Source organism: Agromyces sp. NPDC058126 (assembly GCF_042884595.1).
Classification (GTDB): domain Bacteria; phylum Actinomycetota; class Actinomycetes; order Actinomycetales; family Microbacteriaceae; genus Agromyces.
This window is the reverse complement of the sequence record NZ_JBHVTS010000006.1, coordinates 40,769-53,675: the sequence shown is the minus strand read 5'-3', so window position 1 is coordinate 53,675 and position 12,907 is coordinate 40,769. Positions and strand designations below refer to the sequence as shown.

At 70.2% G+C, this 12,907-nt stretch carries 10 protein-coding genes and 2 tRNA genes; 9 read left to right on the top strand and 3 right to left on the bottom strand.

All coding sequences use genetic code 11. The features are described from left to right. Positions 1 to 54: 54 nt before the first annotated feature. The gene (locus ACFVTR_RS17050) at positions 55 to 1,638 is read left to right on the top strand and encodes an MFS transporter (protein ID WP_387039242.1); all 1,584 of its coding nucleotides are present in this window, start codon (positions 55 to 57) and stop codon (positions 1,636 to 1,638) included. A gap of 24 nt (positions 1,639 to 1,662) precedes the next feature. Here the strand turns inward: ACFVTR_RS17050 and ACFVTR_RS17045 are convergent, their stop codons facing one another. Continuing rightward, positions 1,663 to 2,673 carry a diacylglycerol/lipid kinase family protein gene (locus tag ACFVTR_RS17045; RefSeq protein ID WP_387039241.1) on the bottom strand — a complete coding sequence of 337 codons (1,011 nt, stop codon included), beginning with the start codon at positions 2,671 to 2,673 and terminating at the stop codon, positions 1,663 to 1,665. Positions 2,674 to 2,765: 92 nt separating this feature from the next. On the opposite strand from ACFVTR_RS17045, the gene serS reads away from it, so the two are divergent. The 6 genes from serS to ACFVTR_RS17015 all read left to right on the top strand — a co-directional run bounded on the left by serS (position 2,766) and on the right by ACFVTR_RS17015 (position 8,018). After that, on the top strand, positions 2,766 to 4,034 hold the full coding sequence (gene serS, locus ACFVTR_RS17040) for a serine--tRNA ligase (protein ID WP_387039240.1): 1,269 nt from the start codon (positions 2,766 to 2,768) through the stop codon (positions 4,032 to 4,034). Beyond that, positions 4,031 to 4,864, top strand: coding sequence for an HAD family hydrolase (locus ACFVTR_RS17035; RefSeq protein ID WP_387039239.1), 834 nt, complete (start codon positions 4,031 to 4,033; stop codon positions 4,862 to 4,864). Before serS ends, ACFVTR_RS17035 begins: the two co-directional genes overlap by 4 nt. A 51-nt stretch (positions 4,865 to 4,915) precedes the next feature. Beyond that, positions 4,916 to 6,256: an LCP family protein gene (locus tag ACFVTR_RS17030; RefSeq protein ID WP_387039238.1), complete on the top strand. Its 1,341-nt coding sequence runs from the start codon at positions 4,916 to 4,918 to the stop codon at positions 6,254 to 6,256. Between the two features lie 125 nt (positions 6,257 to 6,381). Beyond that, positions 6,382 to 6,466, top strand: a tRNA-Ser gene (locus ACFVTR_RS17025). Between the two features lie 28 nt (positions 6,467 to 6,494). Continuing rightward, positions 6,495 to 7,787, top strand: coding sequence for an LCP family protein (locus tag ACFVTR_RS17020; protein ID WP_387039237.1), 1,293 nt, complete (start codon positions 6,495 to 6,497; stop codon positions 7,785 to 7,787). Between the two features lie 142 nt (positions 7,788 to 7,929). After that, positions 7,930 to 8,018: transfer RNA gene (locus ACFVTR_RS17015), tRNA-Ser, on the top strand. 46 nt (positions 8,019 to 8,064) lie between these two features. Here the strand turns inward: ACFVTR_RS17015 and ACFVTR_RS17010 are convergent. After that, positions 8,065 to 8,898 carry a CPBP family intramembrane glutamic endopeptidase gene (locus ACFVTR_RS17010; protein ID WP_387039235.1) on the bottom strand — a complete coding sequence of 278 codons (834 nt, stop codon included), beginning with the start codon at positions 8,896 to 8,898 and terminating at the stop codon, positions 8,065 to 8,067. 109 nt (positions 8,899 to 9,007) lie between these two features. Beyond that, positions 9,008 to 9,766 (bottom strand): FadR/GntR family transcriptional regulator, encoded by a 759-nt coding sequence (locus tag ACFVTR_RS17005; protein WP_387039233.1) that lies wholly within the window; start codon positions 9,764 to 9,766, stop codon positions 9,008 to 9,010. 211 nt (positions 9,767 to 9,977) lie between these two features. Between ACFVTR_RS17005 and ACFVTR_RS17000 the strand changes: the two genes are divergently transcribed. After that, positions 9,978 to 11,117, top strand: a complete 1,140-nt coding sequence (locus ACFVTR_RS17000) for a M24 family metallopeptidase (RefSeq protein WP_387039231.1) — start codon at positions 9,978 to 9,980, stop codon at positions 11,115 to 11,117. Between the two features lie 102 nt (positions 11,118 to 11,219). Continuing rightward, positions 11,220 to 12,866, top strand: coding sequence for an ABC transporter substrate-binding protein (locus tag ACFVTR_RS16995; RefSeq protein WP_387039230.1), 1,647 nt, complete (start codon positions 11,220 to 11,222; stop codon positions 12,864 to 12,866). The last annotated feature ends 41 nt before the right edge of the window (positions 12,867 to 12,907 follow it).

The window sequence follows — 12,907 nt, the reverse complement described above, 5'->3', positions numbered from 1 at the left end:
ACGCGCCCCGAACTGGACACTTCCGCAGGGGGCGGCAGTGTGCTTGGCTGAGCCATGGACTCTCCCAGCGGCGGTGAAGTGAAGTTCAACGGCAAGCTCGCCATCCTCCTGGCGATGGCGATGTTCGTCCTCGTCGTCGACACCTCGCTCATGAACGTGTCGATCTCCGCCGTCGTGCACGATCTCGGCACGACGGTGAGCGGCGTGCAGGGGGCGATCGCGCTCGAGGCGCTCGTGTCGGCGGCCTTCATCCTGCTCGGCGGCAAGACCGGCGACCTGATCGGCCGAAAGCTCGCGTACATCCTCGGTCTGCTCGGCTACGCCGTCGGTGCGATCGCGATGGTGTTCGCCCAGGACCTCACGGCGATCATCGTCTTCTGGGCGTTCATCGGCGGCATCGGCGCCTCGCTGCTGCTGCCGGCGATGCAGTCGCTCATCCACGGCAACTTCGAGGGCGCGCACCAGAAGCGGGTGTATGCGCTCGTGGGGGCGTCGGCCGCGATCGCGGCCGCCGTCGGGCCCCTCCTCGGCGGCTTCATCACGACCTTCCTCTCCTGGCGCGTCGGCTTCGCGCTCGAGGCGGTCATCATCGCGGTCGTGCTCGCCGGCATCGGCCTCGTGAAGGACGTGCCGTACCACGGCGACCGATCGGTCGACTACGTCGGGGCCCTGCTCTCGATCGTCGGCATGGGCGGCGTGGTCACCGGCATCCTCGTCTGGCAGGAGGGCGGCGGCTACGTCGGCCTCATCATCGGCATCGGCGCGGTCGGGCTCGGGCTCCTCGTCTTCTGGCTGCGCAACCGCAAGCGGCGCGGCAAGCCGACGCTGCTCGACCCCGCGCTCTTCGAGTCGAAGATGTTCCGCACCGGGGCGAGCGGTCAGCTGCTGCAGCAGATCGCGCTCGGCGGCACGATGATCGTGCTCCCGATCTACCTCCAGATGGTGTTCGGATACAACGCCCTCCAGGCCGGCCTCTCGATCGCGCCGCTGTCGCTCAGCATGTTCGTCGTCGCACTGCTCGCCGGGCGGGGGCTCAAGCGGCGCCCGGCGACCATCATCCTGTGGGGCTTCGCCCTCGTCGTCGTCGGCGTCGGCGTCCTCGTCCCGATCGTGCCGATCGCCGACTCGGGCTGGTACCTGACCGTGCCGCTCATCGTCGCGGGCTGCGGCCTCGGGTTCCTCGTCTCGCAGCTGAACAACTACACGCTCTCGCCGATCTCCGACGAGCGGGTGAGCGAGGCGGCCGGCGTGAACTCCGCGGCCGGCTCGTTCGGACTCTCGTTCGGCCTGGCCTTCGCGGGGGCGATCATGCTCGCGACGCTCGCGTTCACCTTCACGGCGAGCGCCGAATCGTCGAGTGTGCTGAGCGCCGAGGAGGCGCAGCAGGTCTCGACCGTGCTCGAGGAGGACGCCGAGATCATGACCGACGAGGGGCTCGCGGAACTCCTCGCCGATGAGCCGGCAGACGTGCAGGAGGAGATCCTGCGCATCAACACCGACTCGCGCGACATCGCCCTGCAGGTCGCCCTGTTCGTGCCGATCCTCGCGGGCCTGCTCGGTCTCCTGAACGCCCTGCGCATGCGGCGGCTGCCAGACCCGAAGCCGTCGGAGGCGGCCGAGGGCACGATGCTCGGCTGAGCCGACGGTCGTGCCCGGCTCGCCTCAGCGCGGGACGCGCACCACGAGCGCGGCCGGGTCGACGCGGAACCGCGCCGACACCACGCTGCCGAACTCGTCGCCGTCGATCTCGAACTCCTGCGGGTCGCCCTCGATCTCGAGCTCGACCGAGCGGCCGCGTCGGTAGACGATCTGCTGTTTGCGGTTGCCGCTCGTGAGGTCGATGAACTGCCGGCCGAGGGCCGACTTGCGCAGCACCCGGTTCTCCCAGAAGACCGTGCGCCAGATGAGCAGCCAGCCGAGCAGGTTGCGCGGCTGCAGCACGACCACGTCGAGGTGGCCGTCGTCGATCTCGGCGTCGGGGATGAGCTCGATGTTGCCCGGCAGGTAGCCGAGGTTCGCGACGAGGATGCTCGCGACGCGCGCCCGGTGGTGGCGCCGCGACTCGAGGCGGTACATCGCCCGATACGGCTTCGAGGCGGGCAGCGCCCGGATTCCCGCGTCGACGTAGGCGAGCCAGCCGACCCGCTTCTTGAGTTCGGGGTTCGTGTTCTGGATCATCTCGGCGTCGATGCCGATGCCCGCCATCACGAGCGAGACGTGGGATTCGTCGTCGCCCCCGGGGCGCGTGACGTCGGCGACGATGACGTCGACCGCGCGGTCGACGCCGGCGAAGGCCAGCACGACCGCGTCGTCGATGTCGTTCACGGGGATGTCGAGGTTACGGGCGAAGAGGTTGCCGGTGCCGATCGGCACGATGCCGAGGGGGATCCCGGTGCCGCGGAGCGCAGCGGCGACCGACCGCACGGTGCCGTCGCCGCCCGCGGCGATCACGAGGTCGACGCCGGCCTCGGCCGCTTCGCGCGCCATGCCCTTGCCTGGGTCGTCGACGGCGGTCTCGATCCAGAGGCTCGGCGCGAACGACTGCCGCTCCTCGGCGCGGCCGACCGCGGCGCGCAGGGCATCGGTGCCCTGCTTGCTGGGGTTGAAGATCACGGCCGCGCGCAGCCGCGGCTGCGGGGCATCCCCCTGCCGCTCGTTCAGATCGTCCGACACGCTGCCACCGTATTGCATCCGCCCGAGAACACGGCGAACGGGTGCATCGCGCCCATGAAGGGTGTCGGATGCCCCGGGCTAGACTTGCTCGGGTGATCGATCCCGTACTGCTTCGCGAGAACCCCGACCTGATCAAGCGTTCGCAGGAGCTCCGCGGCGAGTCCTCGGACCTCGTCGACGACGCGGTGGCCGCCGACGCCGCCCGCCGCACCGCGATCACCGTCTTCGAGGCGCTGCGCGCCGAGCAGAACGCCTTCGGCAAGCAGGTCGCGCAGGCGCCGAAGGAGGCGAAGGCCGCCCTCGTCGCGCAGGCGCAGGAGCTCGCGGCCCGCGTGAAGGCCGCGAACCAGGCCGTGAGCGACGCCGAGGCCGAGTTCACGCTCGCCGTGCAGAAGCTCGGCAACGTCGTCCTCGAGGGCGTTCCCGCCGGCGGCGAAGACGACTACATCGTGCTCCGCGAGGTCGGCGAGATCCCCGCGTTCGCGTTCGAGCCGCGCGACCACCTCGAGATCGGCGAGCTCCTCGACGCGATCGACATGCAGCGCGGCGCGAAGGTGTCGGGCGCGCGGTTCCACTACCTCAAGGGCGTCGGCGCCCGCCTCGAGCTGGCGATCATGAACATGGGCCTCGACCGAGCGATCGCGGCCGGCTTCACCCCGCTCATCACGCCCACGCTCGTGCGCCCCGAGATCATGAACGGCACCGGGTTCCTCGGCGCGCACGCCGACGAGGTCTACTACCTGCCCGAGCAGGAGCTCTACCTCACCGGCACGAGCGAGGTCGCGCTCGCCGGGTACCACGCCGATGAGATCATCGACGTCTCGAACGGGCCCATCCGCTACGCCGGCTGGTCGACGTGCTACCGCAGCGAGGCCGGCAGCCACGGCAAGGACACCCGCGGCATCATCCGGGTGCACCAGTTCAACAAGCTCGAGATGTTCACCTACATCGACCCGGCCGACGCCGAAGCCGAGCACGAGCGCCTGCTCGCCTGGCAGGAGGGCATGCTGCAGGACCTGGGCCTCACCTACCGCGTGATCGACACCGCGGCCGGCGACCTCGGGTCGAGCGCGGCCCGCAAGTACGACGTCGAGGCGTGGGTGCCGACCCAGGGCGCGTACCGCGAGCTCACCTCGACCTCGAACTGCACGACGTTCCAGGCCCGCCGGCTCGACATCCGCCACCGCACCGAGAGCGGCAAGACCGCGCCGGTCGCCACCCTCAACGGCACGCTCGCGACGACGCGCTGGCTCGTGGCGATCCTCGAGACGCACCAGCAGGCCGACGGCTCGGTCGTGGTGCCCGAGGCGCTGCGCGGCTACCTCGGCGGACTCGACCGACTCGAGCCCGTCGCACGATGAGCATCGAGCGAGCGCGCGAGGCCGAGGTCGCGACCGAGGCGTGGTTCGTCGCCCTCGACGTCGACGGCACGATCATGCACGAGGACGGCACGATCGACGACGCCGTCGCCGAGTCGGTCGCCGCCGCGGTCGAGCGGGGCCACCTCGTCACGCTCGCGACCGGTCGCTCGTGGTCGACGACGCGACCGGTGATCGAGGCGCTCGGACTCGCGCCCGAGTACGTGGTGTGCGCGAACGGCGCCATCACGATGCGCCGCGACGACACGGCACCCGACGGGTACGTGCGGGAGCACGTCGAGACCTTCGACCCGACGGCGGTGCTCGAGCGCATCCGTGCCTTCCTCCCGTCGGGCAAGTTCATGGTCGAACTCCCCGACGGCTACCGCCTGTACACCGAGGGCATGACCGAGTGGAACCTCGAGAACGCCCGCGAGGTCGTCTTCGACGAGCTGCTCGACCAGCGCGCCACGCGCGTCGTCGTGACGAGCCTCGAACACGGGCTCGACGAGTTCTTCGAGATCGTCGACCAGATGGGCCTCCACCACGTGAGCTACGCGATCGGCTGGACGGCGTGGCTCGACATCGCTCCCGACGGCGTCAACAAGGCGACGGCGCTCGAGCGGGTCCGCGGATGGCTCGGCGTCGACGCCGACCGCGTGTTCGCGGCCGGCGACGGTCGCAACGACCTCGAGATGTTCGCCTGGGCCGGGGCCGCAGGGCGCGCCGTCGCGATGGGGCAGGCTCCCGAGGAGGTACGGGCCGCCGCCGGCGAGGTGACCGGCCCGGTCGCCGAGGCCGGACTCGCCGCGGCGCTCGACTCGCTTCCCTGATTCGTGCACCCGGGCACGAATAGAATCGATCGTGCCGAGGGGAAGGGCGACATGGGGCAGGATGCGGCGCCGGAGGCGCCTGAGACGAGCGATTCGGAGCCGGCGGCCCCCGAGACTGCGGAGACGACCGCCCTCGAGTCGGCGGGCGGGGCGCCCGTTCCGACCCGTCACGGTCGCCTGCCCCGGCACACGGGGCCGCGCACCGCGGTGAAGTTCGTGGCATCCGCCGCCGCCGTGCTGCTGGTGAGCGCGGGCGCTGTGGGCGCCTACGCGGCCGCCGACCTCGTCGGATCCGTCGGCAGCGGCGTCACGCTCGCGAACGAGGAGATGCTCGAGGGCGTGCCCGACATCGGCGCGATGGACGGCGGGCTCAGCTTCCTCCTCGTCGGCAGCGACAAGCGGCCGGCCGACGGCTCGTTCGGCGACCCCGAAGAGGATTCGGGCATCCTCAACGACGTCAACATGCTGCTGCACATCTCGCAGGACCACTCGCACGTCGAGGTCGTGAGCTTCCCGCGCGACATGATGGTCGCGGTGCCCGAGTGCCCCGACCCGGAAGACCCCGCGACGGGCCCGCTCTCGGCGATGTCGGAGGTGCCGCTCAACAGCGTGCTGGAGCACGGCGGGCTGAACTGCGTCGTGATGACGATCGAGCAGCTCACCGGAACGAAGATCCCCGTGGGAGGGGTCGTCGAGTTCAAGGGCGTCGCCGCGCTCTCGTCCGCGGTCGGCGGTGTCGAGGTCTGCCTCGTCGATCCCATCGACGACATCGACTCGGGGCTCCACCTCCCGGCGGGCAGGAGCACGATCGCCGGCTACGACGCGCTCGCGTTCCTGCGCACGCGCCACTCGGTCGGCGACGGCAGCGACCTCGCCCGCATCGCGAGCCAGCAGGCGTTCATGGCCTCGCTCGCCCGCACGCTGCAGTCGAGCGGCACGCTCACCGACCCGGTGAAGCTCTACTCGATCGCCAAGGCGGTGCTCTCGAACATGGAGCTGTCGAACTACCTGCAGAACCCCACGGTGCTCATGTCGATCGCACGCACCCTGCAGGACGTCGACCTGTCGAAGATCGCGTTCATCCAGTACCCGACGGCCGAGTACGGCGACGGCCAGCACGTGATCCCGGCCGACTCGGGCGAGGCCGTGAACCTGGCCCTCCAGGAGGATCGACCGGTCGTCCTCGATCCGACGGCGAACGAGAACGCCGAGTTCGGCACGGCCCCCGCCGACCCGGCGACGGAGGCCCCTGCGGGAACTCCTGCCGAGGAGACGCCGGAGGCGCCCGCACCGGATGCCACCGCGTCGGCGCCGCCCGCCGAGCAGCTGCCGCCCGACGTCACCGGACTCACCGGCGACGAGGTGCGATGCGCCACCTCGAACGACGGCTGAGGGAGGCATCCGCTCGCGCTTCAGCGCTCTCTCAGGAGTGCCTGCGAGGCTGAACGGAACGCGATTCGGCTAGAATCGGGGCCTGCCTGCACGATGAACCCCTCGATGGGGCGTCGCGCGGGCGAGGAGGGCTGTCCGAGCGGCCGATGGAGCTGGTCTTGAAAACCAGTGGGCAGAAATGTCTCGTGGGTTCGAATCCCACGCCCTCCGCGCGACCACCACACACGAGAGGATCCCGGTGAACGAAGCGTTGCGACCCAGCTCGCGGCGTGCCGCGAAGAACCCCGCGGTGGCGCACCACGGCAAGCTCCGTCGCCGTTCGATCGGCCGCACGCTCGGGAAGGTCGTCGGCATCGGCCTCTCGGTCGCCCTCGTCTCCGGGGGCGCCGTCGCAGCGTACGCGGCATGGGACCTCGCGAGCACCGTGAAGCCGACCGTCTCGCTCGGCAACGAGGACGTGCTCGAGGGCGTGCCCGACGTCGGCGCCATGCCCGGCGGCGTGAACCTGCTGCTCGTCGGCAGCGACAGCCGCGAGGGCCAGGGCGACGGCTTCGGCGACCCCGACGAAGAGACCGCCGTGCTCAACGACGTCACGATGCTGATGCACATCTCGGAGGACCACTCGCACGTCGAGGTCATCAGCTTCCCCCGCGACATGTTCGTCGACGTGCCCGCGTGCACCGACCCCGAAGACCCCGCCGGCGAGCCGCTCTACGAGCAGTACGGCGTCAAGATCAACTCGGTGCTCGACTACGGCGGGCTCGGCTGCGTCGTCAAGACGGTCGAGCAGCTCACCGGCGTCACGATCCCCTTCGCAGGCACGGTGCAGTTCCTGGGCGTCGCCGCCATGAGCGAGGCCGTCGGCGGCGTGGAGGTCTGCATCGCAGAACCCATCGAGGACGAGCACACCGACCTCTACCTCCCAGCCGGCATGCGCGAGCTCAAGGGGCTCGAGGCGCTGCAGTTCCTGCGCACGCGCCACGGCGTCGGCGACGGCTCCGACCTCGGGCGCATCTCGAACCAGCAGGTGTTCATGTCGGCGCTCGCCCGCAAGCTGCAGTCGGGTGGCACGCTCAGCGACCCGGTCGCGCTCTACTCGATCGCCAAGGCCGCGCTCGCGAACATGGAACTCTCCGACTCGCTCGCGAACCCCACGACGATGGTCTCGATCGCCAAGGCGATGAAGGACATCGACCTCTCGAAGATCGCGTTCATCCAGTACCCGACGGGCACCACCGACGGCGGGGTCATCCCGAGCGACTCGGCCGAGATCGTGAACCTCGCGCTGCAGAGCGATACCCCGGTCGTCTTCGATCCGACCGCCGACGAGGCCTCGTTCGCGTCGGCCGGCGACCCCACGGCCGTACCGGCCGAAGGCGAGGCGGCTGCTGAAGAGCCGGCCGCCGAGGAGCCGGCCGCCGAGACCCCGGCGACCCCGGCGCCCACGACCGAGGCGCTGCCGACCGACGTCACCGGCCAGACGGCCGCGGAGACGCGCTGCTCGGCGGGTCGCACCCTCGAAGACCAGTAGCCGGGCGGCCCGATCGGGCCGTGCGGCGGGCGTCCGGCGACCGACCGAGTGCCGCTCGCCGACTGCGCGAACCGGCCCGAATCGTCATTCGGGGTGTCCTCGGGTTATGATGACAGTCGCGTGAGCGCATGCGCACACGCAAGGAGACGTCGCATAGTCCGGCCGAGTGCACCACCCTGCTAAGGTGGAGTCCCCGTAAGGGGACCAGGGGTTCAAATCCCCTCGTCTCCGCACTGATGAAAGCCCCGCCATTCGCGGGGCTTTCGCCGTTTCCGGGTCACGCGCCCGCGCTGGCCGCCTTCCGTGCGTGCGCGTCTTCGCGGATCGTGCTGACGACGAGGACGACGGCGAGGACGCCGAGGAGCAGCTGCACCGTGACGGTCACCGGGGTGCCGGGCGCCTGCACGCTGCTCGGCTCGCCCGAGTGCAGGTAGATCGAGAAGTCGTCGAGTGCGTGCAGGGCCATCGGCACCCAGAGCCGGCCCGTGGCACGGAACGCGGCGTAGAGGGAGACGCCCGTGAACGCGGTGACGCTCACCTGGAAGGCGATGGTCCCGAGCGGGAAGCCCTGCATGAGCGAGCCGAAGGAGTGGGCGAGGCCGAAGAGCGAGGCCGTCACGAGCAGCGTGAGGAACTCTCCGTGGTGGGCCCGGACGCTGACGCGCAGGATGCCGCGGAAGTAGAGCTCTTCGCCGATGCCGACGAGCGCGAGGCCCACCGCGACGACGACGATCGCGCCGAGCTGCTGGTCGCCCCAGGGCGCGGTGCCGAGCTGGACGAGCGACTGGATGAGCATGAGCGCCGGGATGGCGAGGAGCCACCAGCGCCGAGGCCGGGTCTCCCATGAGGCCGGGGCGCGCCAGACGTCGCGCGACCATCCCGAGCGGCGTACGAAGGCGAGCCCGGCGACGATGAGGATCGGGACCGAGATGAAATGGCCGAGCGCGAAGTCGACGAGCTCGTCGCTCGGTGCGACGAGCTCCAGCAGCAGGTTCGCGCCCACGCCGGCGATGAGCACGTACGCCGCGACGGCGACGAGCCCCACCCAGAAGCGGCGGGGCACGATGTCGCGGCCGGTCGGTCTCGCTGCGGTCGTCTCGGCGTCGGTCATGTGCCCCCTGGTGCTCGGCAACCTGAAGCATCCCATATCCGGGGGGCCTCTCAGTCCGCCGCTCGGGGCGACCCGCGAGAGCGCGCCGAGGTCGTCGGGATGCCGCAGCTCAGGAGTCCGAGTCGCCGGGGCCGGATGCGCCGCGTTCGGCCGGAGGTGCCATGAGGCGCTGCGAGATCTCGGCTGAGATCGACTCGATGTGGAAGCGTGCGGCGGCTTCGGCGCGCTCGGCGTCGTGCGCCCGGATCGCGTCGAGGATCTCCTGGTGCTCGCGCATCGAGTTGGCCCGTCGGCGCTCGGACTGCATGCGCGCATCGCGGACCGGAGCGATGTCGTGGGCGAGTCGCTCGCTCATGGCGGCGAGCAGCGGGTTGTAGCTCGAACGCGAGATCGCCTGGTGGAACGCCTTGTCGAGTTCGCCGTAGCGCTCGGTCGAGATGTCGGCGGTCATCTCCACGAGGAGCTCCTCGAGCTGCACGATGTCGCGAGGGGTCGCCCTGGCCGCCGCGAGCGCGGCCGTCGGTGGTTCGACGACGAAGCGGAACTCCATGATCTGCGCGATCTCAGGCTCGAGCTTCGTGAGGCGATTCGCGAGCTGCACCGACTCCGACGTCGCGGTATGCCCGCGGGAGAGGATCGTGGTGCCTCGGCCGGGCTTGCGGTCGATGAGCCCGCGGATCTCGAGCTCGCGGAGGGCCTGGCGGAGCGAGACGCGCGAGGTCGAGAAGATCTCGGCGAGCTCGCGCTCGGACGGGAGTCGATCGCCCTCGTTCAGCTGCCCGTCGAGCATGAGTCGCTCGATGTCGATGGAGATCCGGTCTGGCAGGGAGATCGACCCGGCAGGGCGGACTTGGCTCCAGTCGACCATTGGCGTTCCTCCCTCGCCGCCATTCGGCGGCTTCTTCGTTTGCGAGCGTAGCCGGATGACGTTGACGCGTCACCGATCATCATCTAGATTACTCAACTAATCGACTGTTGGACTAACCAATCGAGTCACGGCACACACGCAAGGAAGCGAGATGGACCGCATGCCCCGAGACCTCATCGGCTCAGACGAGTACGCCGCACGGATTTCCGCCTTGCGCACTCTGCTGCACGAGCGCGGCCACGACGCCGCGCTCGTCTGGGCGCGCGGCGGCGGCTCGGTCGACCGATACGCCGACCTGCGGTACCTCACGGGCTACTACCCGGTGTTCCCGACGATCCGCGATCTCGACGGCGTCTGGAGCGACCGCGGCCTCGCCGCCGTGCTCGTCACCGCCGACGAAGTCGTGCTCTTCGCTGACGAGGTCGGCGTCGACGATTCCGCGTCGGGAGTCACCACGTGGATCGGTCGGCACGGTTCGGGGTCGCGCACCCTCGTCGGAGACGTCGTCGGGGCGCTCGCCCAGCGACCCCGGGTCCGCTCGCTGCTGCTCGTCGCCACCGACGCCATGTCGGGCAAGCAGGCCCGATCCCTCGCAGTCGAGCCCGCGTTCGCCGAACTCGCCGTCGCGGACGACAACGACATCGTCGAAGGCCTACGCCTGTGCAAGTCCGCGGCCGAGATCTCGCTCCTCCGCGAGGCGGCCTCGATCGCGGACGAGGCCCTCGAGGCCGGCTTCGCGGCGATCCGCCCCGGCGCCCGCGAGGCCGATGTCGTGGCAGCGATGGCCGGGGTCGTCACCCGTCGTGAGGCGGTGCTCGCCAACGCGTTCGTCTACACGTTCCAGTCGGCCGGCGGCAGCGAGGACAATCGCCTGCCCATCCACAGCAGCCGCGTCTTCGCAGACGGCGACCTGTTCACCGTCGACCTCAGCGGCAGCTACGCCGGATACTTCTTCGACCTCGCCCGCAGCGTGGTCGTCGGCGGGCATCCGACCCCCGATCAGGCAGCCTCGTACGAACTCGCCCGGGCCACCGTCGATGCGGTCGTCGACGCGTTCCGGCCCGGGGTCGTGCTCGGCGATGCGGCCCGTGCCGGATCCGACCTCCTCCGCGCCGCCGGGGTCGACCCCGAGCGAGCCGAGTTCACCGCACGGGGGCACGGCCTCGGACTCGGCTTCGAGGCGCCGTGGATCCGAGACGACTCAACGCTCGTGCTCGAGCCCGGGATGGTCGTCTCAGTCGAGCAGTTCTGCTTCGTCGGCGATACGGGCGCCACCTTCGAGCGCAATCTCGTGATCACCGAGGACGGCGCTGAGGACCTCGTCGCGGTCCGCGACTTCTGGGCGGACTGACGCGCTCCTCCCGGCGGACGACGTCCGACCGACGTCCGCACGCGCGCACACCCCGCACGCATCCGCACCACCCCCACTCCAGCGATGAGAGGAACCACCCCCATGAAACGCTCGCGCGCAGCCAAGCTGGCGGTCGCCGGCCTGGTCGTCCCCACCCTGTTCCTCGTCGGCTGCACCGGAGCCCCGCGGCCCGACGGCAATGCTGCCGCAGCCGACATCCCGCGCGGCCTCGCCTCGACTCCGCCGGGCACCGGGGAGGTCGACGCCGTCACCTGGAACATCCAGACGGGCGAGCCCGCATCGCTCGACTGGATCTACGCTTACGACGACTCGAGCAACCTGACGCTTGCCAACATGTGCGAGGGGCTCGTGCGGCAGAACGAGGATCTGAGCCTCAGTCCTGCGCTCGCCGAGCGTATCGACCACCCCGACGAGCTGACGACGGTGTTCACGCTCCGCGAGGGCGTCACCTTCTGGGACGGCACGCCGCTCACGGCCGCCGACGTCGTCTTCAGCCTCGAGCGCCACCGGGACGCCGACGCCGGCTCGTACTGGGGCGTTCCCTTCTACGACAGCGTCGAATCCATCGCCGCGACGGGCGATGCGGAGGTGACCGTCCGCTTCTCGCAGCCCGACTCGCTCTTCGAGCGCATGCTCGGTACCGCCGCCGGCATCATCGGAAGCAAGGCGTTCGTCGAGTCGCAGGGCGCCGCGTACGGCACGGCCCAGGGAGGGGTCATGTGTACCGGGCCCTTCGCCTTCGGCGAGTGGCGCTCGGGCTCCAGCATCACCATGACGAAGAACGCGCAGTACTGGGATGCCGAGCTCGTGCCGCTCGTGCAGGAGCTCACCCTGACCTTCGTCGCCGATGAGAACACCATCACGAACAGCCTCGTCTCGGGTGACATCGACGGCGCCTATGCGACGCCCCTTTCGGCGACCGAGACGCTCGCGTCTTCCGAGAACGGCACGCTCTCGCTCGGCACCTCGACCGACTGGATGGCCATCCGGCCGACCGAGAAGGAGGGGCCGATGAAGGATCTCGCCGTGCGACAGGCGCTCAGCCTGCTGCTCGACCGGGAGGCGATCGCGAAGACCGTGTTCCGGGGTACGGCCACGCCGTCGCTCACGCCGATCCAGCCCGGCGCCTGGGGCTACGCGGCGGACACCTGGCAGGCCGCCTACGACGAGATCCCCGCGCCGGTGTTCGACGTCGCAGCGGCGAAGCAGCTCATCGACGAGAACGGCCTCGCCGGCACCGGCATCTCCATCGCGATCCCGGCCGACAGCGAGGCCGAGGCCAAGACGGCCGAGATCCTCACCTCGGCGGCCAAGCAGGCAGGGCTCGAGATCGACATCACGACGCTGCCGCAGACCTCGTTCACCGAGCTCTACTTCGATGCGGCCGCGCGCGCCGGGTACGACGCCTTCCTCGTGCAGGAGTACGGTGCCGGCGTCTCCGACCCGATCGTCTCGATGAGCGAGTTCACCCCGCTCAGCGCTTACAACTACGGCGCCTACGACGACGCGGTCCTCACCGACAGCGTCCGACAGGGCTTCGCCACGACCGACGACGAGGCTCGCGCGGCCGTGCTCATCGAGGGCCAGACCCGCATGGTCGACGACCTCCCGCTCATCACCGTCGTGAACCCCGAGCACCGCGTGTACATGAACGACCGCATCACGGGTGCCACCGCATCACGTGCCGCGCTCTACTACCCGTGGGCCGCGAAGATCGGCACCCCCTAGGAAGGACGATCCGGGACGGGGCGGGCGCGAGCCCGCCCCAC

Excerpts from the sequence above, each read along its gene's own strand:
- ACFVTR_RS17035 (WP_387039239.1), top strand. The coding sequence starts at position 4,031 with ATGAGCATCGAGCGAGCGCGCGAGGCCGAGGTCGCGACCGAGGCGTGG.
- ACFVTR_RS17030 (WP_387039238.1), top strand. The coding sequence starts at position 4,916 with ATGGGGCAGGATGCGGCGCCGGAGGCGCCTGAGACGAGCGATTCGGAG.
- ACFVTR_RS17050 (WP_387039242.1), top strand. The coding sequence starts at position 55 with ATGGACTCTCCCAGCGGCGGTGAAGTGAAGTTCAACGGCAAGCTCGCC.
- ACFVTR_RS17010 (WP_387039235.1), bottom strand. The coding sequence starts at position 8,898 with ATGACCGACGCCGAGACGACCGCAGCGAGACCGACCGGCCGCGACATC.
- ACFVTR_RS17005 (WP_387039233.1), bottom strand. The coding sequence starts at position 9,766 with ATGGTCGACTGGAGCCAAGTCCGCCCTGCCGGGTCGATCTCCCTGCCA.
- ACFVTR_RS16995 (WP_387039230.1), top strand. The coding sequence starts at position 11,220 with ATGAAACGCTCGCGCGCAGCCAAGCTGGCGGTCGCCGGCCTGGTCGTC.